This is a genomic window from Streptomyces sp. LUP30 (genome assembly GCF_001746365.1).
Taxonomy (GTDB): Bacteria; Actinomycetota; Actinomycetes; order Streptomycetales; family Streptomycetaceae; genus Streptomyces.
Genome location: NZ_MJAJ01000044.1, coordinates 16,270 through 37,632 on the forward strand (window position 1 = coordinate 16,270; position 21,363 = coordinate 37,632).

Here is a 21,363-nt window from a genome sequence, read left to right on the forward strand (position 1 = left end):
CGTGCGAAACCACCCCTTGTCCTCGACCTGACGATCACCGCCGATCGGCGTCCGCTTTCACCTGGTTGACCCGATAGACCAACGGGTTTGTCCGTGATCGACGTCACGACCGCCGCCTCCCGGCTCCGGAATCTATCCACAGGCAAGTGCCTGCACCGTAGGGCGACCGGCCGGGCGCAGCAGGCGCCCGGTGTGCGAACAGTGAGGAAGCGTCATGGAGACGACGACGTCGAAGCTGCCCGAGCTCGCCCCGGAGCAGATCGCGCGGGCCACCGACTACATAGAGCTGGTCTGGCGGTCCCAGGGCAGCGAGCAGGACCAGGCCGCGCTGGCGGCCTTCCACGCCGACGGCCTCGAGCTGGCACTGCTGATGGGTGAGTTCGGCGCGCTGCTGCTGGCCGACTACATCAGCGTCGTGCCCGATGAGCACACCGACTGCGACGCCGGGCACGTCCTCGGGAACCTAGTGGCCGTCACCAGCCGGTACCTGAGGCGCTGGTGCCACGCAGGCGGCGGGGCACAGGTCGCCTACACCGCGGCCGTGTTCCTGATCGAGTGCATGCAGGAGGTCGACCAGGTCCACCAGTTCCTCGTCGACATCCGCGGCAACGTCGGCGCCGGATACGGGCAGGCCACGACCTGAGCGGAGCGGAAGCCGGGACAGCGCCCGGGGGAGGGAGACTTCTCCTCCCCCGGGCGCTGTCCCGTTCGGGCGGGATGTCGCACGTAGCGAACCGGGTCAAGGAACGATGTACCGGCCCGCCCCGGCGATGGACATCGGATGCCGTGCGCTCCCCCACTGCGATGTCGTGCACTCCCGGCCGATGTCGTACATCGAGTGGAGTCCACTCTGTCCGGGCATCGGGTGCGGTGGCGCCCACCGAGTGGGATCCACTCCGCGCGATGTCGTCCACTCTCGGGCCGGTGGTGCGCGCACCCGGTGCGCATCGTCGGTGCGGTGGTGCGCACCCGGTGCGGGGCGGTGGTGCGCACCGTCGGCGCGGCGGCGGGGATGGTGCGCGCACCGCCCGCACCTGGCGCGTATCGCGGCGCGCGGCACGCTCGGAGTGGCGCGCGACGCCGCCGCCAAGAGGAGCCGGATCGAGCCGAGTTCCTATATCACACAGCCCCTTGTCCGCTGTCCGGCCAGAGTCCCGAATGCGCGATATGGGGCCCGCGCGTGTGCGGCAGGTCACATGGAATGGGTTCGAGGGCGGTCCGGCGGGCGCGCGCCGCATCCCCGGCCGGGCGGTGCGCACCTTCTCGGGCAGGCGGTGCGCTCGGTGCGCGCACCGAGGATGTGGTGCGCCCGCCTGGGGCCACCGGTGCGCGCACGATGCCGTGCATCGTCATCGCTGGTGCCCGCGATGCAGTGGATGCCGGGATGTTCCACTCCCCACCGGCGAGCGCTCACCAGAGTGGAGCCCACTTCCACTCGATGCGCACCACGGTGGACTCCACTCTCCGGGCGGTGCATCGTCGGGCTGCACGCCGGACGCCTGGTGGGGTCCGCCGTGTCCGCTCACCTCTGACGGCGTCGGCGCAGGCGCGCGGTCCGCCACGGGTTCGGCCGGCCACCGGGGTACAGCCTTGATCGGCGCCGGACCGGCGGCGGCTTCGGGGACCGGTACAGCGCCGCGACGCGCAGCCTGGACGCGTCGATCAGCTGCTGCAGGTGCTCCAGTTGCTTCGGTGAGAGGTACGGCGGGGTCGGGTCGACCATCGGGGCCTCCGTGCTTGGCGGGTCACTTCCCGCACCCTCGCCGGTCCCCGCCGTGTCCAAGACGCGCGCTGCGGCCATGTCCCCACAGGTGGCCCGGTGACTTCGTCCCCCGTCCCGCCGGACGGGTCCGCAGCTCTCACGGCTGCAAGCTCTGGCCTTGGCCAGGGCCGGGCTGCTGGCGCTGCTGCTCGTGCTCCTGGCGGCGCCGGTCGACCGGTCCGGTCGGGTCGGCGGCCGGGGCCGGGATCTCCCCCTCCTCGATGGCGCGGCGGCGGGCGTTGGCCGCGCGGGTGAAGGCGGCGAACCGTTCCAGGTTCCTTGGTGTGCGCATCCACGTCTCCGGGTCGGTCGTCCGGCCCTCCAGGTACTCCTGCGGCATCGCGGCCTGCTGGTGGGCTTGGATGGCGGCGGCCCGCTGCGCCGGAGTGAGCGCGGTGTCCCGGCCCGGGTGGTCGACGTCGTGCGGCGCGTCTGATGCCTGGTCGTGGTGCGGGTCTTCGGTGTGCGGCGCGTCCGACGCGGTCGCGTCCGGGGCGTCGTCCCGTGCAGCGTGCTCGGGACGGGCGGCGCGGATCGCGTTCTGCACGGCGAGGCTGGCGACCCGGGCCCGCTCGTACCGGCTCGACTCGCGGGGCGGCTTGCCGTCGGCACCGGCGATCCACCAGCGACCGGGCTCAGCGAAATCGGCGGCGTAGAAGAACTGGTCGGCAGCCGGGATCCGGCGGCCGGGCTGGGGAACGGTGAACTGGCGGGAGTAGTCGGACAAGGCGCGAGTGGCGATGTAGTCGTCCAGGCCGCGCGTGAACTCCTGGCCGCGCAGGGTCTCCAGCAGATGCCGGCGGGCTTCGGCCAGGACGTGACGGCGGGCGAACTTGCCGCGGACGGTGGAGACCACCGCGGCGACGTCGATGGCGGCGAGTACGGCGTCCACGTACGGATCCACCCGGGCCCGGATCGCCGCACCCGCCGCGCGGCAGCGCTGAACGAGCCCGTTGACCATCTGCTTGCCGAACTTCCACAGCGCGGACGCCCGCCACCACACGAGCAGCTGCTTCAACGGGCGCGGAGTCTTCTTCTCAGGGCGGGTGTCCTGCGCCGCCTGCCACCCGAGGCCGTTGCGGGCCTTCTCTCCTGGCAGCCGTCCATGTTCCTGCGCGTACTTGTAGGTGAGGCCCTCCAGGACGTCCTCGATCCGCTGACGGCGGGTGGAGGACCAGTCGATGAGCTCGGAGTCGACACCGGCTACCTCCATCACCGGGCGCAGGCCCGGCGTCACCTCCCGGGGCACCGTCGCCATCCCCAGCTCCTCACACACCTCGGTCGTCATCGCGAGGGTGTAGAGCGTCCCGGCCGCCACCACATTCCGGTAGAGGCGGAAGGTGTCCAGGGCGCCCCACACCGGCTCGCCGTCGTCGCCCCTGCGCTGCACGCGGTTGAGGATCAGGCAGTGGTCGTGCAGGAGCGGGAATCCGTCCCGGTTGTCGAAGTGCCGGAACGCCGCGACGACCAGGGCCGGCGTCTTGGCGCGCCCGCGGCCCGAGGACCACCGGGTCTCCGCGACTTCGTCCTCCAGCCAGCGCAGCGCCTTGGCGATGGCCCGCTCGTGCGCCCGCTCGATGACCCGGCGCGTCTTGGCGTCTCCCAGCGCCCACAACACGATCAGGGACGCCTGCGGCCGGAAGGTGAAGTCGAGGGCGAGCAGCGGTGTCTGTTTGCGGGCCTCGATCTCCTCGATCGGCTGCCCGAGCACGGTGGCCAGCCGCGCCGTAGCGGGGTCGGCGCCGTCGTCCAGGAGGTCGCGCTCGATGCGGTCGGCATCCGGGTGCCGGCCCTGACCGAACAGAAGCTCCATCTGTCGCTCGGACACCTCCGCGCCCGCGGTGAGCCCGAGCGCGACCAGGCCGCGCCCCAACCACCTCCCCGGCGGGAGGCCGGCCATCTCCTGGGCGTCCTTCAGCGACTGGCCGACCGGACGGCGGCCGTCTCCGAACGCGACTCCGCGCACGTAGTACCGCCACGCATTACGCCTCTGGACCTTCGCGACACTCAGCATCCCCACAGAGGACACCGACTCTGACCTGCGAAAAAGCGCGATCCCGTGGGGCGGGAGAGTTCAGCGAACCTTCACGGCACGTCCCGCCTCACGGGCAACAGCAGCGACATCGTGCCCACCCGGCGGACACCGACTTCTGCTCTCACCGCCCCTATACGGAGCCATGTAAATGCTGCGCACCCATCTCACCGACTCCAGACACCGACTCCGCCGTCAACTAAGCCGCCGCCCAGGAGTTCACTAATCCGGCCCGCTATCTGCAGTTGGCCCTCGATTGTCAGTGGTGAGGGCTAGCCTGCCGCTCAACAGCGGTCACGAGGGGGGCTGTTAGTGAACCTTGATCCACAGCGCTTCTTCAACGCCAGCCAGCGCCAGATCCTCTACTCGCTCGCCAACGGACTCTGTGAGCTCTGCGGTGACGAGCTCGACATCGGTTGGCACGCCGACCATCGCATTCCTTGGGCCTCGGGCGGCCCGACAGAGATCGAGAACGGGCAGGCCCTGTGCGCAGGGTGCAACAACAAAAAAGGGCGTGAGATGCAGTTCCAGGACAAGTTCAAGCCGCGGCCGTTTCAGGCTGATGTTGTCACCCAGGTGATCGACGGCATTGAGTCCGGGCGGGACCGTACGGTCGTTCTCGCCTCGCCAGGCTCCGGAAAGACGCTCGCGTACTTGTCGCTGGCTACCCGTCTGTTTCGTGAGGGGCGCATCGACCACGTCGCGGTGTTCGTGCCGCGGGTCGCTCTGGCCCAGCAGTGCGAGATCGGATGGCAGCATCTGACACAAGACAGGCGCACTGAGGGACTGTGCACGCTCTTCGAGCAGCCGCGGTTCGGCAAAATCTGGCATCGCACTAACGAGGTGCCGCTGACAGCCGGGAAGGGGACTGGCTTCGTCGCCACGTACAGCGCGCTGGCGACGAGCGAGGTGATTTTCACTGAGTGGGCTGCCAAGCATCAGGGCCGTTTTCTCCTGATCGCCGATGAGGCTCAGTTCTGTGGCGACTCCAGGGACAGCGACGGGGGCGGCACCCGGGCTGGCACGCTCATCCAGAAGCTCCACGAATTCGCGCTGCACACGTTGCTTCTGACGGGTACGCCCTACCGGGCGGACAACAACCCGCTGGTGTTGGCGGACTACGAGGATCCGCTGAACGGAGACCCGAAGGGCCTGCGGCCACTGGTCAAGCATGCCGAAGCCACCTACGCGGACGGCATCGCGGAGAACTACCTGCGCACGTTCGAGATGCACCTCACGGAGGCACGCGTCTCGCGTCGGACCCTTGGCGATCCCTCCGACCGCATGAGCGGTGACAGCCTGCTCACCTACAACTTGTCCGATGACGGTGACGGCCTGGCTGAAGTGCTGCGTGATCCCAAGACCTGGGAGCCTCTGGTTGAGCAGGTGGTCTCGAAGGTACGTGACAAGCAGAAGTTCAACCCGGCCTACCGGGGACTCATCTCGTGCATGGGGCAGAGCGAGGCAAAGAAGGTTCAGAAGTATCTGCAGAGCCGTCACCCGGGACTTCGTGTCGGCATCGCCGTCTCGTCTGACACAGATGCTCCGCGGGCACTGGCCGAGTTCCGGTCCCTCCCCATGGACATCCTCGTGACCGTGCGCATGGCCTTCATCGGCTATGACTGCCCGCAGATCAGCGTCGTAGGGATCCTCACCCACTATCGCGACCGCGGACACCTGATGCAGCTGGTCGGTCGCGGTTTGCGCGTGTGGAGTGACATGCCGCCGCGTGAGCAGTCCTGCTTGATCATCGCCCCGGACGACCCGAAGATGAAGGAGTTCCTCGAGCACCTGCGCGGCCAGAGAGAAGAAGGCTTGCGCCGCGTCGAGGAACGAGAGATCGCTGGAGAGACGGCAGGTCCGTCTCCGGAGCAGCAACTCGCCCTGTCTTACGTTGAGTCGGCCGTGGCGACGACCACGCGTGCTGCCAGCAACGACACTGATGTCGAGTCCGACGAGCTCATGCTCATCGAATCCATCAAGGTGGAGGTCGACTCTGCCGAAGACGCTACTAAGTTCGCCAGGTTCCTGGAGCTGTACGGCATCAGGACGAAGCGGGCAGCCGAGGTGCCGGGGCCGCGCAGCGACCTGGACAATGAGGTCTTCGTCCAGGTGCCTCAGCCACCGCGCACCGACAAAGAAATCATTGAGGACCTGAGGAGCAGGACCAGTAGCGCCATCACCAAATACCTACACACCTGCGGCGTGACACCCGGCTCCCCTGGCTACCAAGACGCCGTCACCAAGGCCACCTTTAGGGTGAACGAATCCGCCGGCTACACCGCGAAGACGGCCAACACCGTGGACCGCGCCGAGAAGCGGCTCAAGGCCGCACTAGCCCTGAAATAGGAGGGCATCATGAGCGTACGCATAGAGTCGAACTCGCAGCTCACACCAGAGCAGGAGCGCGTCTACAGGCTCCGGAACGCTGCAGAGCGCGACGGCGGAACGCCCGGCGGGTTCTTGGAGCTCCTTGCTGCGGTTGTAGCGGACGACACGTGGCGCCAGATTCCGTCGGGCATCAACACCGAGGAACCGTTCTCGTCCTTCGCCGACTTCATCGAGGCCAAGCCGCCTTTCGGACTGGGGCAGCGTGTCGAGGACGTTCACGTCCTGCTTCAGATGCGCCATCCGCACGAGGCGGCCGCTGACTTCCGGGCGAAGATGGAGGCCATGCGCGCCGAAGTGCGGCGCCTCCTGGCAGAGGACGGCATCACCGGTTACTCCGAGCAGCAGCGCGACCGTGACATCCAGGCATGGGCAGCACTGGACAAGTCCGGCAGCTGGTGGTTGGCGTTCTTCGTGGCCTGTCAGGTGCGTTCGTCGAAGGCGGGAACCGCGGAAGACGGAAACCGCAAGACCACCTCGAAGATTCCCGCCAGCGAGTTCGCCCGCCGCGCTGGCACATCCCCGGAGCGTGTCCTGCGCTACCTCAGGGCGTGGGATGCGGCGCATGCCGCCGGCGCTGTGCCTCTCAGCACCGATGACCTCTACCCGGGACACGAGGCGATGGACCTGCCTCCTGCAGACGACTGGACCCTCTACTACAGCAGCCGTCGCAGCGCTTCAACTGACCGAGGCGCTCTGATCAGTGCGGCGGCCGAGACGGAGGGTATCCGACCCACCAAGGCCCTGGAGGTGGCGGAAAACCCCACAGCACTCCGTGCAGCGATTCTGGGTGACCCCAAGACAGCCGACGCCGCACGGGCCGCGCTCAAGGCACTGACTGCGGAGGAACGACGCTCTGAGCATCTTGACTATGTCCGGCAGGTAGCCGAGGGCGGGAAGGCTCAGGTTTCCTCGGGACAGCTGATCGAGCTGCCCGAGCAGATCAGGGCCAAGGTGTCCGAACAGCTGGCCGCGGTCACGGAACACCCGGCTGATCCCGAGCTGGTGACAAGCGCGTACGAAGCGGTGCAAGGACTCATCACGAAGGCTGTCGAAGCGGATCCGGAACTGCACGCCAATGAACAGCGAGTGCGGTTTCAGACGGCCCTCAAGGCCACGCGGAGAAGCATCGCGGCAATCGACCCCGTTCGCCTCCCCGCAGTCGTTGACGACGGGCTGCGTGACGAGATCACCGCACTACATGAAGCAGTCAGCGCTCTCGTGGCGAGCATCAACAAGCAGTGACGAGCGCCGAAGCAGCGCTGCCCCTACCCGCTGGACGGGTAGGGGCAGCGCCATGTTCGGATCACATCAGCGTTTCTGTACGACATCGCTCCGGCGCACCAGGTAGTGCCGCTCGCATACCTCGGGGTCGCTCACCAATGTGGTGTCACCGACTTGCGTCCAGTGACGCCAGTAGGCGGCGCCTCCATGATTCTCCCCCATGCAGGAGCACACACAGTCATCTCCACCGGCGCGTTGGCATCTGGTGTCGCACCGCTGCCGGGTTGAGAACTCCAGGTACACGTCGACCTGACCGAAGCGCAACGCCATCGCCTCGATGAGAACCCGGAGATGCGGCCGGGCGATCTCCCACTGGCCGACGGTTGAGTTCCATGTCGGCCGCATGAGGTCGCCCAGTTCCGCCTGGATCCATCTCCTGTTCGAGCCCCCCTCGTACGGCATCCATGCTTGAAGTCGGCCTGGTCCTACAGGGCGTCGTACCCACGGACTCGTCACCCAGATGTCTCCCTTCGCTGCGAGAGATCCGATTTTCACCCTGCAGGGCACACCTGGCCAAACACGGGGACTCTTTGGAGTGGATGAGCAGAGATGTCGGGCAGTCAGATGACCCGCTATGGCGGGTGGACCTAGTAATGTTCGGCCGTATGAGCATCCCCAGCCCTCGTGGGGAGCGAGAGAAGCTAATTACATCCCTCACTCCCCAGCTGCGCAGACACCTGAAGATCCGCGCCTTTGAGCACGGAATGGACATCCAGGACGCCACCGAGCGCGCCATCAATGCCTGGTACGCGGCGGACGGTCTCCCGGAGGTCAAAACCGACGGCGCGAAGACGTGGGGAACATTCCTCCCGGTCGGCGAACCAGACAAGTTCAAGGCCATCTGTGCCGAGCGCGGCGTCACGTACGTCCAGGGGCTCGCGCAGGCTCTGACCTTGTGGCTGGACAACCACCCTTCCCCCACCGCGCCGTTGGTGGCGCAGCCCGTTGTGCGGGTCATAGTGGCCAACCAGAAGGGCGGTGTCGGCAAGACGTTCATCTCCTCCGGCGTCGCCCAGGCCCTCGCAGAGGCCGGCCACCGTGTTTTGCTGGTCGACTACGACCCGCAGGGACACCTCACGGCTGAGCTCGGCTTCGAAGACCTCATGTACGAGGACGATGTCGAGACGCTGATGATGCACATGGACGGCACCGCCAAGGGCGACATACACGATCTGCTGGTCGCCTTGGACCAGAAGATCTTCGGCGATCGGCTGCATCTGCTTCCCGCGTCCGACGACGCGTTTCTGCGGGACGTCGCCCTGTCCAAGGTCAGCTTCAGTGAAGCGGCACTGGAGCGCGCGCTCGAACCGCTGGAGGCCGACTACGACGTCATCATCATTGACGGCCCTCCCAGCCTGGGGCTGAACATGGACACCGCGCTGTACTACGTACGCCGCCGTGACGGGGAGCTCGCCGACCGGTCCGGTGTCATCACTCCTGTGTGGGCCAACAAGGCGTCCCACCGGGCATTCCGGCTTCTGAAGTCGCAGAAGGACGACCTGTGCCGTAAGGGTCGCATCCAGGTCGACTACCTCGGATTGGTCGTCAACGCCTACGACAGCCGGCGCGGCAAGCTGGTTCAGGAGAACAAGGATCAGTGGGAGAAGAGCAGTTCTCCTGGGGTCCTTGCCGTGATCGGTGACTTGAAAGAGGGGCGTGAGGCAGCGGACGGCGAGATCCCGCTGTTGGAGTACGCGCCCGACAGTGAACACGCGCAGGTGATGCGCGATCTGGCGAAGGAGCTTGCGGTATGACGCCCCCTAAGCAGCAGCGGGTCACTCGCGGCTTCAGCATGGATGAAGACGGAGAGGACACTGGCAAGCCGGCCCCGCGTCGCGTTCGTACCCGCCAGCAGATCATGAACGGCGAGGGTAAGCGGCCCCCCGCCAAGGTGGCGCTCGCGCTGCTGACCCACAACCCGTTCAACCCGCGCGAAGAACTCACCAACATCGAAGAGACCGCGGATTCGTTGCGGGCCAAAGGGCAGATCCAGCCTGTCACCGTGGCACGGCGAGCTGTCTTCCTGACGGCGCACCCCGGGCAGGAAGACGCTCTCGCTGAAGCCGAGTACGTCGTCATCGACGGCAACCGGCGTCTGGCTGCCGCCCACCTGGCTGGGCTCGAAGAGCTGCGGATCGACGTCAACGACGACCTCGCGGCGAGTGCGGCGGACCTCCTGGAGTCCGCGCTGATCGCCAACATCCACCGCGAGGATGTGGCGCCCCTGGACCAGGCGAAGGCGATCCAGGAGCTCGTACAGGTTCACGGGTCGCAGGGCGAGGTGGCCCGGAGGTTGGGGAAGACCCCGCCTTGGGTGTCGCAGCGTCTGGCGCTCCTGGAGCTCACGCCCGATCTCCAGGAGCAGGTGGAGGCGGGTGAGTTGAAGGTGGAACCGGCTCGCCGGATCGGCCGGCTTCCCAAGGCGCAGCAGGCGGGCGAGGCGAAGAAGGTCATCGAGGCCGCGAAGGCCCCTCGTCAGCGGCGCAAGCCTGCGGTGGAACAGACGAGCGAGGCCTCAACCGTTAACGCCGTTAATACCCTCGAGGGCGGGGCGTCGGCTGGCTCCCCCGCGCCGCCGGCCGTTAACGCCGTTAATACCCAGGAGCCGCAGGCTCCCGAGAGCGCGGGGCGGTCCGAGGCCGAACAGCCGGGCCAGTTGTCGTACGGCGATGCCCTCTCTGTGGTCACCCACCTGCACCTGAAGATGGAGCCGGAAGTCTTCGCTGACGGTGCTCGCGTGTGGCTGAGGATCCTGCGCGAGCAGCACCCGGACGCGTACGGCACTCTGCTCCAGGAGCTGAACCAGCAAGAGCAGCAGCCTGCCTGAGTTGCCAGAGCCCCGAAACGCAAGAAGGCCCGTACTCCCGCGAAGCGCTGCGGGGAGTACGGGCCTTCGTCGTGCTCAGTCGTGTGCGTCAGGGTGCCCAGGTAGCGGGCGCTCCTTGGTCAGGGTTGGGGAGGCCGGTGGTGGTTGCCGGGGCGGCGGGGTGCCGCATGGCGGTGATCGGGACGGCGTCGGGCTCGGCGGGCGGTGCCCAGACGAGGCGCCAGGTGTCTTCCCACTCGCAGCCGCACGGGTGGTCCGGGTGCGGGTGCCGTAAGAAGACGCCGTGCGTGTGGACGGCGCGCGGGATGCGGGGGATGAGCACCGAGGGGTCGTCGCCCGGGTACAGGTGCAGGGTCCGCCAGTTGTGGACGCGGTCCATGTACGCGGCCGCGGCCTCGATGATGTCCGCCCACCGCTGGTGTCCGAGCACGACGAACCTGTCCGGGTGCGGGCGGTCGTCGTTCGGGGCTCCGATGCCAGCGACGTACAGCCCGCCGTAGGTGATGAACCCGTTGTCGGCCGCGTCCTCACTGCTGGGGGTCCAGATGCCTTCGGCGGGGACCGTCGTGCCGTCGTCGGCCTCGCTGGTCTCGATCTCGTACAGGGCCGTGGTGGTCACGCGCTCACCCCCGCGATGGCGTCGGCCAGGAGCGCGATGATGTCGGTGTCGTGGGGGTCGGCGTAGCTCTCGTGGTCGCTGACGTGGAACACGGCGTCCTTGGCGGTGACGGTGAAACCAGGGATGGCGGTGGCCGCGCGGCCTTCCAGCTCGGTGTTGAGGCGGTCGGCGTCGCGGGAGGCGAGCCAGGTCTGGGTGTAGGGGCCGAGGCGGAGCAGCGTGTAGCCGGTGTTGTCGCTGCGTCGGGCTTCGACGTGGACGCCGTAGTGGGCGGGGGCCATGCCGACGTCGTCGGGAAGGGGCAGGTTCGCCGCGGCGTGGGTGAGCATCGCGTAGGCCGGCTGCCAGATGCCGAGGATCGCGGTTGTCTCGCAGCGCAGCCAGCCCCGGTTGGTGTAGCCGAGCTGGTGGCCGTGGAGGTAGGCCGCGGCGTGCGGGGTGTCGGGGTGGACCAGGGCGACGGCGATCAGGTCGGGGCCGTGGTCGTCGCCGGGGCGGGGCTGGGCTCGCTCGAGGAACGGGCCGACCCGTACGGCGACGTCCTGGTTGCAGCCCGGCGTCCAGGGCTGCGGATTCTTGCGGGCGGCGAGCAGCGCGCGGAAGGAGTCGACGACGGCCTGGTCCTCGGGGGAGATGGCGCCGGGGGCGGGGCCGCAGCGGCGGAAGGAGGGTCGCTTCATCGGGTGGGCTCCTGTTCGGGGGTGTGGTGGGCCCTTGTCGTCGACACGGGCGGGCTCAGGTAGCGGGCGGCGGTGTTCACGAAGTCGTCGTGGGCGGCCTTCGCGGCCTCGCGGGCTGCGGTCAGTTCCTCGCTGGTGGCGTACGCGTTCCGCATCGCGTACGTCAGCGTGATCATGCGATCGGCGGCGGTACGCACGGCCTGGTCCTCGATGAGGACGCGCAGCGCGACCAGCGGGCGGGTGACCGCGCTGCGGGTCATGTGGCTCTCGCCGCGCAGGGCTTCGATCCGCTCGGTGCCGGCGTTCTTGAGGACGGCGTCGCCGCGCATCCACAGTGCCCGGCGGTGGTCGCTGGCGGCGCAGGCCAGCGCGGTGACGGCCTCCAGGCGGTCGCGGCGAATCGACTCGCCGTGGTTGACGCGCACGGACCGTTCGGCGGCGCGCTCCTGGAAGCGGCCGGACACGATCGCTCCCAGCAGGGTGGCGACGATGGCGAGAACGGCGGGGCCAAGGGTGGCTAACACGGAGGCAACCTCCTGGGTGTGCTGATGGAGGGTGGGAATGGGGAAGCGCCGCGCCCAGCCGGGAAGGTCGGGCGCGGCGCTCCTGGTGGCGCTACTGGGCGGTGGCGTCGGTGACCACGAGGAACTGGTCGCTGCCGAGGTCCATCACGACGTGGGCGTCCGTGCCCTGGGCGCGCTGGGCGGCGGCGTACTCTTCCGCCGGCCATGAGCCGCGAGGGCCTCCGGCGGGGAACCGCTCCAGGACGGTGCGCTGCGCGGTGACCGCATCCATCAGCCGTCACCGCCGTTCTCGTAGGTCTCGATCAGGTCGCCGATGGCGTCGGGACTCGCGGCCTCGCCGACCCAGGCGCCGTTCTCGGTGAACACCGGGACGGTGTCGGTGTCGACGTCGAACACCACGAGGTAGGGCCCATACCTGTCGAGAACCATGTCGCGCAGCTCCCGCATCGGTGCGGCGGCCAGGACCTCCAGGGCGTCGACGGTGAACAGTGCGCCCTCGCCGGTAGCGACAGGCGGCACCAGGGTTCCGGAGACGTGCAGCAGGTCACCGGGCTGTATGTCGGTGAGCAGCGCGTACGCGATGCGGGGCTCTTCGGTCGTGCAGAAGAACACCGTGTCGTCCGCAGGGTCGTCGGTGGGTGAGGAGATCAGCTCGAACCGGGCGGTGCCCGGGCAGGTGCCGGGGGTGGGAACGGCGTAGAGGAAGCCGTCGACCGTGAAGGGCTTGGTGTCCATCAGCCCACCAGCGCCAGGTTGGTGGCGGCGTGGGCGGCGTCGTAGGCGTCCAGGACGGCCTTGGCCGGGGTGCCCTTGTCGGCGACCTGGTGGCCGTTGGCGCGCGCCCACGTCCGGATCGCGGCCAGCTGCTCCTTGCTGCGCTTGGTGCCGGTGGTCGGCGCGGGAGCGGCCGCGGGGGCCGCAGGGCGGCCGCCGGCCTTCACCGTGCGCAGCGTCTCCTGCGCCTTCTCCAGTTCCGCCTTGAGGTTGGCGACGCGCTCTTCGGCCTCGCGCTGGGCGTCGTCGCTCTCGCGGCGTGCGGTCAGCTCGTAGAGGTCGCTGCGGATCCGGGCGGCCTTGTTACGGATCACGGCGGCCGGGTGGTTCTTCGCCCAGGAGAGCAGGGCCTCGATCCCGTCGCTGTCCACCGGCCCGTCGGACGCGGGGTCGGCCGCCTGCGGGGCGTCCGTGCCGGTGTCCGGGGTGGGGGCGTCCTGGTCGGTGTACTGGAGGGCTTCGGCCAGTTCGCTCTCCGACAGTCCGAGGGTCTCGCGGACGTGCTCGGGGCTGTCGCCGTTGTTCAGCATCGAGGCGGCGGTGGCGGTGAAGGCGTTGGCGGGCATGGTGTCTCCGGTCGTCGGGGTGTCAGGGCTGGTGAGGTGCGGGAGCAGGGTCACGAGGTCGTCCTCGCCGCAGGGCAGTCCGAGCGCGCCCAGCAGGTCAGCGAGGTCGTCCTTGTCGCGGGCCTGGTGGGCCACCACCAGGGACGCGGCGGCGCTCTGGCCGCTGCCGATCGGGGTGAGTTCGAGGGCCTCCGCTTCGAGGGCCTCTTTCATGTCGGTGAACATGACGGGGTCCTCCTACGCGGCGGCGGTGCGGGGCTTGCGCTGCGCGAGGTCCAGCAGCTCGCGGTTGCGCTTCTGTTGGGCCTCGGTGAGCGGCCGTGCCTTAGCGCCGTGGCGGTGCCAGAGGGGGGAGGCGGGCGGCTCGGGGTAAGCGAGGGCGTGGTCGACGTCGCGTTGGGTGCTGCTCAAGGGAGCCTCCAGGCGGAGGGGTTCAGGCGTGGTCGTCGGCGCGCTTGCGTTTGGGCTGGAGGTCGGAGGCGAACCGTCCGAGGCGGGCCTCGGTGGGGTTCGCGGCGATCCAGTCCTCAGCGCACGCCTTGTGCACGGGCTCCCCGTCGTGGGAGCGCATGGGCGTGGGCTGCTCGCAGAGCGCGCAGGGGCGGTCCTGCCAGTGGTCGAAGTGCTGGCTGTCGCGCCAGTCGAGGAGGGCGCCGGGAGCCGGGATCAGGCCCGGCTCGAACGGCGGCTTCTCCTTCTTGCGTCGCGTGCTCACGGCCGGAAGGCGGCGATACTCACGCGGCTCGCCCCCACGCAGCGGTGCCCGGTCGGCCCGCGCGCCGGCCGTTGATGGACGGCACCGTCGCGTGTTCCTTGGTGGCGAGGACCGCGCGGCCGGAGTGCTTGCCGTCGTAGAGGGCGGCGTCGGCGGCGCGCTGCGCCACGGACAGGTCTCGGGTGCCGATCACGTCCAGGGCCGCGGCGCCGACCGAGGCGGCGACGTCCACGGCGTGGCCGTCCTCGAGGACCACCGGGATGCGCAGCATCCGCACCAGCTGCGCGAGGCGGACCTCGCGGCGGCCGGCGGGCAGGTGCAGCACGGCGGCGAACTCGTCTCCACCGAGCCGGCCGACGGCCGTGCCCGGGCCTGCCCAGGCGGTGAGCCGGTCGGCGGTCGCCCGCAGCACCGTGTCCCCGGCCGCGTGGCTCAGGCTGTCGTTGACGGCCTTGAAGTGGTCCTGGTCGACCAGGACCACGACGGTGTCGTCGCCGTGGCGGCGCAGGACCTGTCGGGCCCGGGCGGTGTAGGCGTCGCGCCGAAGGAGCCCGGTGAGGGGGTCCTTCTTCGCGGCGGCGAGCCTGCGGTGCAGTGCGAGGGCGTGCACGGTCCAGCCGGTCAACGGCACGGCGGCGGTGGTCAGTAAGAGTGCGCGCTGCCCGAACCGGGCCTGTACGCGCAGGTTGGACGCCATACTGGGGTCCTCCGTCTCGTCTTGTACGGGATGGGTGGACCCGGGACGGGCGACTGGTTTTCCGGCCTGTGACGGCCGTCCCGGGGCAGAACTGCAGCTCGAAGGTCTTGGAGTTGAGCCACCTGTACGGGCTCCTGCTGGAGCGTCCGTCAGCCGTGGACCGCTTCCAGGGCCTGCGCCTCAAGGTCGGCGCGACCGGTCAGGTCGTCCTCCTGGTCGCTGTTGTCGGCGTGGTCGTCGGCCTCCTGGTCGACGTCGTCGGCCCCGCCGTGGACGGTGCAGACGATGTCCTCGTGACCGTCCAGATCGCCGTTCAGCGCCTGGAACAGGCTGGTGATGCTGTAGGCGGGCGCCCACGCGTAGCCGGTGCATTCGTCGTCGAACGGGCACGGGAGCATCACGTCGAACCCGATGTCGCCCTCGCCGTCGACGTTCTGCCGCAGCGCGAGGGTGAGGTACATCTGACCGAGGCGGATCTCGCCGACGCGGTCGCCGCCGGCGACGTTCGAGCCGGGCTTCCACCGCCACAGCGGCACGATTTCCGGCCCGAATACCCGGCGGACGAGCAGCAGATCGCCCAGGCCGTCGCCGTCGTCCAGCCCGAGGTCGGAAGTCCGCGCCTCGCTCAGCCGCTTCAGGTACGGCAGCAGCCGGTAGAGGCTGTCGGCGAAGACGACCTCGTTGAAGCCCTCGGAGAGCAGCTGCGGGTGGGAGTGGACCATCGCCTTGTGCTGCGCGAGGACCGTGCCGTCTGGCACTGTCCGGTTGTCCGGCCTCGGGACCTGGCGCTCCACACATACAGAGGCCGGGGTGGCCACCATGACCGCGATGACGGGCATGTTGTGCCGCTTGGCTGCAGCAACCAGCGGCTCCCGCGCCGACCTGGTGACGTTCGTAGCGTCGACGATCGTGAACTTCCGCCGGGCCATCCTGCGTTCCAGGAGCAGGTGCAGGGCGTCGACGGCGTCGGCCGTCGCCTCCTGGCAGCCTTCATCGTCGCTGACCGCGCCCCTCAGGGCATCGAGCGAGAGGACCTGGGAGGCGGGCCAGGTGCCGGCCAGCGTCGACTTGCCCGCACCGGACGCGCCGATGAGGACCACCAGGCAGCTTTCCGGCAGCTGCGGATAGGTCAGCGAGGTCATGTGAGATCTCCTTGCGGGGCGAGGGAGTTGGCAGCCCAGATCAGGCGCTGCCCGGCGTTGTCGGTCATCAGGGCGGCGGCCTCGTGTAGCGGGCAGGAGGCGTCACCGTCGCGGTCGGGCTCGATCTGCTCAGCCCTGAGCGCGGCGGTGGTGACCAGCTGCGCGACGGCCGGGATGAACCCGCCGGGCGGGTCGGTGTCCTCGATGAGTTCGCGCAGGATCGCGGCGAGCTCCGCCTGGTCGACGTCGTCCGCTTTGAGGTCGTCCTCGATCTGTTGGAGGGCGAGTTGGGCGATGCCGACCGAGGCGCGGATGCGTTCCAGGCGGGTGCGGGACCGGGCGGTCGCCGTCACAGCGCGAGGCCGGTGGCGGCCAGCGCGAGCAGGGCCAGGGCAGCGAGGGACAGGTCGACCGCGCGCCGCAGGTGGGTGAACTTCCGTACGGCGAGGGTGGACAGGACCCGGATGCGGGCGGCTCGGGTGTCGCCGTCCATGCAGCCGCGGATCCCGTCTTCGTCCAGGCGTGCCCAGTACGGGAAGGACGCCTTGTCGTCGCCGCGCAGGCGGGGGCGGACGACCAGGAGCAGCAGCACGGCGGCCGCGCCCAGGGCGAGGACGGCGAGTGCGCCGAACACCTTGGTCGGCAGAGGCAGGTCCTTGTCGGCGACGGACGCGAGGCCGGCGAGGACCGCGCCGTTGAAGGCGAGCAGTAAGGACGACTTGCCGTCCGTTCGTCCAATCTCACTTGCGACGGAGGCGCAGGCGGTGTCCAGGTTCTTGTCGATCACGGAGGCGGGGACCATGACGGTCGTCATGCGCGGGGTTCTCCTTGCGGAACGTAAAGGGCGGGACGGTGCATGCTGGAGTTCCTCTGATCTCGCAGAGGGTGAAGAGGAGTTGGGGGCGGCTGGCGCGGTACGAGCGCGCCAGCCGCCCCCTTCTCACTGTCACGGCCGGGCGTCGCCCCAGGCGCGCAGCCGGTGCTGGCTGTCGCAGTCGAGGTCATCGCCGTTGTGCGGGAAGCGGCCGCCGGTGGCGCGCAGTTCGGTGAGGACCTGCAGGAGGTCGCGCTCACCGTCCAGGACGGTGTCGATGTAGCCGTTTCCGCAGGTGCAGGGTGCAATGAGGGTGAGGACGTCCTGCTCCTGGTCGCCGTCGACGGTGTGGTGCAGCCATAGGCCGCCGTCCAGGTAGGCGATGGCGCACGGCTCCAGGTCGGCCCCCGCGTGGGCGGGCCGGCCGGACCAGTCGTCGTCGTCCAGGGCCTTGCCGAGGGTGTCGGGGTAGACGTTCCAGACGTGGTCCAGAGCGGCCGTCTCCGCGTCGTCACGCTGTTCGTCCTCGCCCTGCACGCCGATCTCCAGGGCGATGTCGAAGAGCAGGGCGAGCGGTGAGTCCGCGCCGGCGGCGGCGGTGGGCGGGGTGAGGGTCTCGGTCACGTGCAGCTCCTTCGGGTGTTCCGGGCGACCGGGCTGTCCGGTCCTCCGTGCCGCCCCCGGCCAGCTCAGGAGGCTGACCGGGGGCGGCACGGGGAGCCGTCAGAACGGGGGTTCGTCCGGCCAGGGGTCCCGGACGGGCCGGAGCCGGAGGGTTCGCGCGGGGCGGTCCCAGCACCAGCACATCTCGCCGCCCGGGTAGAGGCCCTCGGACCACCAGCCGCCCTCACCCCGGCAGTCGGGGCAGTTCGGGCGGGGCCTGGGGGAGAGCCGGATGGCGTTCCGGGAGACGGCCAGCTCCCAGGCGCCGGCCTTGAGAGCAACGGCGGCCGCCGTGGCGGTGAGCGGTACGGCGGCCGCGAGCAGCAGAGCGGTTCGGGCGCGCACCGCGTTCAGTTCCGGGGCGGGTGCGGCAGGACCAGGAACTGGGTGCCCGTGCCGCGGCGCCGGGCGGCCAGGAAGTCGGGCTCCGCCTTGACGAGCTGGAGCATCGTCTCCTTGATGAAGTCCGACGGGCGCTGGAGGTCGACACGGTCCGCGTGGAAGTCGCTCAGGTAGACGGGGTGGCGGCCGGTGCCGGGCATGCGCAGGCCCCACAGCCGGTCGCGCACGATCTTCGCGGCCTGGTCGTCGTCGGGCGCGGCCGGGATGCCCCGGTCCAGCGCGCGGCAGTTGGCCGCGTGCGTGTTGGCGAGGTCGGCGGCCTCCTTCTCCGTCAGCCGGCTGCTGCGGCTGGTGCTGGCTGCGCGGTAGGTGCAGCCGAGGCACGCGGCGGCGAAGGACGACGTCCCTCGGTCGCCGTCGGCGGTGTAGACGAGGACGATCGCGCCCTCTCGTTCTCCGACGACGCCGCGGTATCGCTGGACGACGATCGTGCCGTCCGGCGTCCACGTCGCCGTCTCCTGCGCCTCGGGACGGCGGGCGAACAGGGTGCTGAGCATGGGTGACTCTCCTTCGGGATGGTCGTTGGTCAGGCCGCGAGTCGGTGGGTGGCCGGGGAGGTCATGACCGTTTCGGGGCTGGGTTCGAAGCCCTTGTGGCACGGGTCGCAGACGCCTTGGGTGCGCAGCGGGAGGCAGAAGTAGTACCGGCGCCTGCACCGGGGACAGGTGCTCCTTGCGGCCATCGCCTGGTCCAGGGCCCGCTCCTGAGCGAGCGTCGGGACGCGCTTGGGCGTCGCCAGATCGACACGGAGCAGGAAGCCCCGGGTGGGGTGGTTGCACGACTGGTCGGGCCGGTACGAGCAGTACTTGCAGCGCAGGATCGCGACCGGGCCGTCGTTGGCGCCGGGGCTGAGGCCCATGTCCCGAAGCTGACGCCTGGTGGCTAAGCCTTCGGGGACCGCGGCGCGGTCAAACTCGGGCAGCAGGGCCTCGCTGCGCGGCACCCGCTTCACCTCGCGGCGACGGCGCCGCTTCCTGGCGCGCGGCATCACTGCCTCCAGGTGCCGGGCAGCCGGACGGGGCGCTGCGGGTAGCGGGGGCCGGGACGCATGGGCCGGGGCCGGCCGATCCGGCGGCGCGGTCGGGGGATGAGCACGGGCGGTTCCTCCAGCGGGTCGGTGGCAGGGACGGCCGCGCCCCGCCGGCGAGGTGGCTGCCGGGCGGGGGCGCGGTGGTGCGGTGCGGCTGGGGGGGCTGCGGCTACGGGGCGTCGTCGGGGGCCGCCGTGGTGGGCGACGTCGTGGCCGACGGGCTGTGGGACGGGGAGGTCTGGCCGTCCGCGTTGGCGTGGGAGGCGAGGACGACGGCCAGGGCGACCCCGGCGGCCAGCAGCAGGCGCAGCAGGAGCGGCGTCTTCGCCTTGGACGGGACGGCGTGCCCGGTGGGTATGAACCATCCCTGCACCGGCTTCGGCGGGGTGTTCTGCGGCATGACGGATCTCCTTGCGGATCGGCGGTGTTGGGGGTGGCGCGCAGGCCGGTCGGCCAGTGAGGCCCTCGGGCGCACGGCGGCGCTCGAGGACCAGGCGGGTCGACGGGATGTCAGCGCTGCTGGAACTGGTGGACGTTGTCGGGGGTGTCATCGCCCGGGGCGTGCGGGGCCGGGAGGTGGATCTCGGCTTTGACCTCGGGCCGGAACTCGGGGGCCGGGTTGTGGATGTGGGTGACCCTGATCGGGCGCAGGCTCAGCCCGCGCAGCGCGAGCACCGAGGATGCGGTCCAGGCGAGGGCGGCGAGCCCAGTGGCGATGGTGCGGCCGTCGGCGGGGGCGGCACTCCACACCATGGCGATGCTGGCCGCACCCCAGGCTGTCCAGGTGAAGCGGGCGCCGGTGTTTCCGGCGAACCCGCCGATCAGGCCGAACAGCCCGGCGAGCTGCCAGACGGTGTAGACGGTGGATCCGCTGATCGCGAGCGAGGGGGAGTGGGCCGCGATGTACGAGCGGATCGGCTGGTCGATCACGGCGAAGACGCCACTGGAGGTGTTGGCGCCGACCTGCACGCGCGGCATGGCGGTCAGCAGCCGGTGCAGCGCGTCGGCCAGGACGTCGGTCGCGCCGTTCAGCAGGATGATGACCATGCAGATGCCGGCGAGTCCGACCGCCGCCTTCACCCAGTTCGCCATGCCGTGCCAGCCGAGTTCCGGGGCCTGGCGCAGGTCCTCCCAGCGGTCGTGCAGCATACCGCCGTCGTCCCACGCGTCGTCCCACCACTCGCGCAGTGCGGCGAGGCGCGGCTGCTTCGCGCTCTGGTAGTTCCCGGCCGGGGGCGGCGGGAAGGCGAAGGGCTGTTCCACGTTCTGACCGAGCTGGAGGAAGTCCGGCTGGTCGGCGTTCGGGGCCTGGCGGTCGCGGTCGTTGTGGTCAGCCACGGTCGGGATCTCCTTGGGAGTCGTTGGTGAGCGCGCGGTGCGGGCCGGGCGGCCTGCTTCGGCACCCGCTTAGGCGCACAGAGCGGCAGGTTCGGGGGCCGGGGCGGGTTGTCCGGAGGTGTGCGCGGGGATCTGTTGGAAGGGCCTGGTGGTGCGTCAGGCTGTGTGCCACAAGGTGAAAGGGGGCGGCGCGATGGGCTGGTTCACGCGCGATGAGCCGGAGGGCGTCGTGTTCGACTCGGTGATCGCCGACGGGGTGATCTGGCCGGCGTACACGGACGACGACGGCGTGCTGTGGCTCGATGTCGAGGACGACGTGGAAGTCGTCGTGGACGGCGCGATCGTCGACGGCGTCATCTACGACGCGTGGGTCGATGACAACGGGCGCATCCTGATCGACCTGGAGAGCTGACCGCTCCGGGCCACCTGGCCCGTACTCGACACCCGGCGTGCGGGGTTCGAGTACGAAGCAGGCGGCCCGGTCAGTGGTTGTTCGTCGTCGACGACGTGGACCGGCCGAACCAGCGGCTGGTGTTGTTGTTGGTCACGTGCGTCTCGTTGTGGATGTGCGTGCGGCCGCCGCCCCCGCCACCGCCCGTGACCTTGATGAGCAGCCACAGGGCGAGCCCCACGACCACGGCCCCGGTGCCGCCGGCGGCCGCTATGCCCGCGAAGGCCTGCCCCAGGCCCCAGCCGATCCCGGCGCCGGCTGCCCCGGCGCCGATGCCGCCCGCGGCGACCAGTTGGGCGCGCGGGTCGAAGAGCGGGACAGGGGTGAGGTCGCGCTGGGGCGGGGCGGGCATCGTCTCGTAGTGGCGGTAGCCGGCGGGCAGCATCTCGCGCGGCACGGCCATGAACTGGTTGCCCGGGCCCGGGATCCACACCATCTGGGCGCGCTCGCCGGAGAGTTCCACGGTGCCGGTGGAGGCGGCGAGGATCTGGAGCGTGCGGGCCTGCGCCATCGCTTCGGCCACCGGGTCGACGGCGACGGGCAGGTGCTGGGGGCTGGTGACGGCCCCCTCGTGGGGGCGCTGCGTGCCGGAGTCGTACATGGCGGTGGTCCTCTCGGATGCAGGCTGCCCGCCGCACCCGGAAGGGGTGCGGCG

Annotated in this window: 26 protein-coding genes; 6 read left to right on the forward strand and 20 right to left on the reverse strand. The window is 69.9% G+C overall.

What is annotated here, in order from left to right:
* The first annotated feature begins 214 nt into the window (after positions 1–214).
* A complete protein-coding gene (locus tag BG482_RS29280; RefSeq protein ID WP_069772176.1) occupies positions 215–643 on the forward strand; it encodes a hypothetical protein in 429 nt (142 codons plus the stop codon).
* Between the two features lie 1,216 nt (positions 644–1,859).
* On the opposite strand, the gene mobF is transcribed toward BG482_RS29280, so the two are convergent.
* Positions 1,860–3,776, reverse strand: coding sequence for a MobF family relaxase (gene mobF, locus BG482_RS41590; RefSeq protein WP_079142282.1), 1,917 nt, complete (start codon positions 3,774–3,776; stop codon positions 1,860–1,862).
* Between the two features lie 330 nt (positions 3,777–4,106).
* Here mobF and BG482_RS29295 point away from each other — a divergent pair, with 330 nt between their 5' ends.
* From BG482_RS29295 to BG482_RS29315, 4 genes are all read left to right on the forward strand, one after another.
* The gene (locus tag BG482_RS29295; RefSeq protein ID WP_256096504.1) at positions 4,107–6,143 is read left to right on the forward strand and encodes a DEAD/DEAH box helicase family protein; all 2,037 of its coding nucleotides are present in this window, start codon (positions 4,107–4,109) and stop codon (positions 6,141–6,143) included.
* A gap of 9 nt (positions 6,144–6,152) precedes the next feature.
* Positions 6,153–7,427: a hypothetical protein gene (locus BG482_RS29300; RefSeq protein WP_069772179.1), complete on the forward strand. Its 1,275-nt coding sequence runs from the start codon at positions 6,153–6,155 to the stop codon at positions 7,425–7,427.
* Positions 7,428–8,071: 644 nt separating this feature from the next.
* Entirely contained in the window at positions 8,072–9,220 is a 1,149-nt protein-coding gene (locus tag BG482_RS29310) for a ParA family protein (protein ID WP_069772239.1), read from the forward strand.
* Positions 9,217–10,293: a ParB/RepB/Spo0J family partition protein gene (locus BG482_RS29315; protein ID WP_069772181.1), complete on the forward strand. Its 1,077-nt coding sequence runs from the start codon at positions 9,217–9,219 to the stop codon at positions 10,291–10,293. Before BG482_RS29310 ends, BG482_RS29315 begins: the two co-directional genes overlap by 4 nt.
* A gap of 88 nt (positions 10,294–10,381) precedes the next feature.
* On the opposite strand, the gene BG482_RS29320 is transcribed toward BG482_RS29315, so the two are convergent.
* The 18 genes from BG482_RS29320 to BG482_RS29400 all read right to left on the reverse strand — a co-directional run bounded on the left by BG482_RS29320 (position 10,382) and on the right by BG482_RS29400 (position 20,257).
* Entirely contained in the window at positions 10,382–10,912 is a 531-nt protein-coding gene (locus BG482_RS29320; RefSeq protein WP_069772182.1) for a hypothetical protein, read from the reverse strand.
* Complete coding sequence (locus BG482_RS29325) at positions 10,909–11,592, reverse strand: hypothetical protein (protein WP_069772183.1); 684 nt, start codon at positions 11,590–11,592, stop codon at positions 10,909–10,911. Before BG482_RS29325 ends, BG482_RS29320 begins: the two co-directional genes overlap by 4 nt.
* Positions 11,589–12,116, reverse strand: coding sequence for a hypothetical protein (locus BG482_RS29330; protein WP_069772184.1), 528 nt, complete (start codon positions 12,114–12,116; stop codon positions 11,589–11,591). The genes BG482_RS29325 and BG482_RS29330 overlap by 4 nt, the downstream gene beginning before the upstream one ends.
* Positions 12,117–12,207: 91 nt before the next feature.
* Entirely contained in the window at positions 12,208–12,387 is a 180-nt protein-coding gene (locus BG482_RS29335) for a hypothetical protein (RefSeq protein ID WP_069772185.1), read from the reverse strand.
* Positions 12,387–12,851 carry a hypothetical protein gene (locus BG482_RS29340; RefSeq protein ID WP_069772186.1) on the reverse strand — a complete coding sequence of 155 codons (465 nt, stop codon included), beginning with the start codon at positions 12,849–12,851 and terminating at the stop codon, positions 12,387–12,389. Before BG482_RS29340 ends, BG482_RS29335 begins: the two co-directional genes overlap by 1 nt.
* On the reverse strand, positions 12,851–13,681 hold the full coding sequence (locus BG482_RS29345) for a histone-like nucleoid-structuring protein Lsr2 (RefSeq protein ID WP_069772187.1): 831 nt from the start codon (positions 13,679–13,681) through the stop codon (positions 12,851–12,853). Before BG482_RS29345 ends, BG482_RS29340 begins: the two co-directional genes overlap by 1 nt.
* Before the next feature lie 12 nt (positions 13,682–13,693).
* A complete protein-coding gene (locus tag BG482_RS44160) occupies positions 13,694–13,867 on the reverse strand; it encodes a hypothetical protein (RefSeq protein WP_176741489.1) in 174 nt (57 codons plus the stop codon).
* 22 nt (positions 13,868–13,889) lie between these two features.
* On the reverse strand, positions 13,890–14,171 hold the full coding sequence (locus BG482_RS29350; protein ID WP_069772188.1) for a hypothetical protein: 282 nt from the start codon (positions 14,169–14,171) through the stop codon (positions 13,890–13,892).
* 19 nt (positions 14,172–14,190) lie between these two features.
* Positions 14,191–14,868, reverse strand: coding sequence for a GGDEF domain-containing protein (locus BG482_RS29355; protein WP_069772189.1), 678 nt, complete (start codon positions 14,866–14,868; stop codon positions 14,191–14,193).
* Positions 14,869–15,017: 149 nt separating this feature from the next.
* Positions 15,018–16,010: an ATP-binding protein gene (locus BG482_RS29360; RefSeq protein ID WP_069772190.1), complete on the reverse strand. Its 993-nt coding sequence runs from the start codon at positions 16,008–16,010 to the stop codon at positions 15,018–15,020.
* Complete coding sequence (locus BG482_RS44165) at positions 16,007–16,363, reverse strand: hypothetical protein (RefSeq protein WP_069772191.1); 357 nt, start codon at positions 16,361–16,363, stop codon at positions 16,007–16,009. Before BG482_RS44165 ends, BG482_RS29360 begins: the two co-directional genes overlap by 4 nt.
* On the reverse strand, positions 16,360–16,824 hold the full coding sequence (locus BG482_RS29370; RefSeq protein WP_069772192.1) for a Pycsar system effector family protein: 465 nt from the start codon (positions 16,822–16,824) through the stop codon (positions 16,360–16,362). The genes BG482_RS44165 and BG482_RS29370 overlap by 4 nt, the downstream gene beginning before the upstream one ends.
* A 132-nt stretch (positions 16,825–16,956) precedes the next feature.
* Entirely contained in the window at positions 16,957–17,448 is a 492-nt protein-coding gene (locus BG482_RS29375) for a hypothetical protein (RefSeq protein ID WP_069772193.1), read from the reverse strand.
* A 99-nt stretch (positions 17,449–17,547) separates the two neighbouring features.
* The gene (locus tag BG482_RS29380; protein ID WP_069772194.1) at positions 17,548–17,832 is read right to left on the reverse strand and encodes a hypothetical protein; all 285 of its coding nucleotides are present in this window, start codon (positions 17,830–17,832) and stop codon (positions 17,548–17,550) included.
* Positions 17,833–17,837: 5 nt separating this feature from the next.
* Complete coding sequence (locus tag BG482_RS29385; RefSeq protein WP_069772195.1) at positions 17,838–18,386, reverse strand: hypothetical protein; 549 nt, start codon at positions 18,384–18,386, stop codon at positions 17,838–17,840.
* 29 nt (positions 18,387–18,415) lie between these two features.
* The gene (locus BG482_RS29390) at positions 18,416–18,841 is read right to left on the reverse strand and encodes an RRQRL motif-containing zinc-binding protein (RefSeq protein ID WP_370745909.1); all 426 of its coding nucleotides are present in this window, start codon (positions 18,839–18,841) and stop codon (positions 18,416–18,418) included.
* A gap of 247 nt (positions 18,842–19,088) precedes the next feature.
* A complete protein-coding gene (locus BG482_RS29395) occupies positions 19,089–19,319 on the reverse strand; it encodes a hypothetical protein (protein ID WP_069772197.1) in 231 nt (76 codons plus the stop codon).
* Between the two features lie 110 nt (positions 19,320–19,429).
* Positions 19,430–20,257 carry a hypothetical protein gene (locus BG482_RS29400; protein WP_069772198.1) on the reverse strand — a complete coding sequence of 276 codons (828 nt, stop codon included), beginning with the start codon at positions 20,255–20,257 and terminating at the stop codon, positions 19,430–19,432.
* 193 nt (positions 20,258–20,450) lie between these two features.
* Between BG482_RS29400 and BG482_RS29405 the strand changes: the two genes are divergently transcribed.
* Positions 20,451–20,669, forward strand: coding sequence for a hypothetical protein (locus BG482_RS29405; protein ID WP_069772199.1), 219 nt, complete (start codon positions 20,451–20,453; stop codon positions 20,667–20,669).
* A gap of 70 nt (positions 20,670–20,739) precedes the next feature.
* On the opposite strand, the gene BG482_RS29410 is transcribed toward BG482_RS29405, so the two are convergent.
* Positions 20,740–21,309 (reverse strand): hypothetical protein, encoded by a 570-nt coding sequence (locus BG482_RS29410; protein WP_069772200.1) that lies wholly within the window; start codon positions 21,307–21,309, stop codon positions 20,740–20,742.
* Positions 21,310–21,363: the final 54 nt, after the last annotated feature.

Coding starts and splice junctions, on each gene's coding strand:
- BG482_RS29360 (WP_069772190.1), bottom strand. CDS start 16,010: ATGACCTCGCTGACCTATCCGCAGCTGCCGGAAAGCTGCCTGGTGGTC.
- BG482_RS29310 (WP_069772239.1), top strand. CDS start 8,072: ATGAGCATCCCCAGCCCTCGTGGGGAGCGAGAGAAGCTAATTACATCC.
- BG482_RS29410 (WP_069772200.1), bottom strand. CDS start 21,309: ATGTACGACTCCGGCACGCAGCGCCCCCACGAGGGGGCCGTCACCAGC.
- mobF (WP_079142282.1), bottom strand. CDS start 3,776: ATGCTGAGTGTCGCGAAGGTCCAGAGGCGTAATGCGTGGCGGTACTAC.
- BG482_RS29370 (WP_069772192.1), bottom strand. CDS start 16,824: ATGACGACCGTCATGGTCCCCGCCTCCGTGATCGACAAGAACCTGGAC.
- BG482_RS29315 (WP_069772181.1), top strand. CDS start 9,217: ATGACGCCCCCTAAGCAGCAGCGGGTCACTCGCGGCTTCAGCATGGAT.
- BG482_RS29280 (WP_069772176.1), top strand. CDS start 215: ATGGAGACGACGACGTCGAAGCTGCCCGAGCTCGCCCCGGAGCAGATC.
- BG482_RS29325 (WP_069772183.1), bottom strand. CDS start 11,592: ATGAAGCGACCCTCCTTCCGCCGCTGCGGCCCCGCCCCCGGCGCCATC.
- BG482_RS29300 (WP_069772179.1), top strand. CDS start 6,153: ATGAGCGTACGCATAGAGTCGAACTCGCAGCTCACACCAGAGCAGGAG.
- BG482_RS29355 (WP_069772189.1), bottom strand. CDS start 14,868: ATGGCGTCCAACCTGCGCGTACAGGCCCGGTTCGGGCAGCGCGCACTC.
- BG482_RS29340 (WP_069772186.1), bottom strand. CDS start 12,851: ATGGACACCAAGCCCTTCACGGTCGACGGCTTCCTCTACGCCGTTCCC.
- BG482_RS29405 (WP_069772199.1), top strand. CDS start 20,451: ATGGGCTGGTTCACGCGCGATGAGCCGGAGGGCGTCGTGTTCGACTCG.
- BG482_RS29385 (WP_069772195.1), bottom strand. CDS start 18,386: ATGCTCAGCACCCTGTTCGCCCGCCGTCCCGAGGCGCAGGAGACGGCG.
- BG482_RS29345 (WP_069772187.1), bottom strand. CDS start 13,681: ATGTTCACCGACATGAAAGAGGCCCTCGAAGCGGAGGCCCTCGAACTC.
- BG482_RS29395 (WP_069772197.1), bottom strand. CDS start 19,319: ATGCCGCAGAACACCCCGCCGAAGCCGGTGCAGGGATGGTTCATACCC.
- BG482_RS29335 (WP_069772185.1), bottom strand. CDS start 12,387: ATGGATGCGGTCACCGCGCAGCGCACCGTCCTGGAGCGGTTCCCCGCC.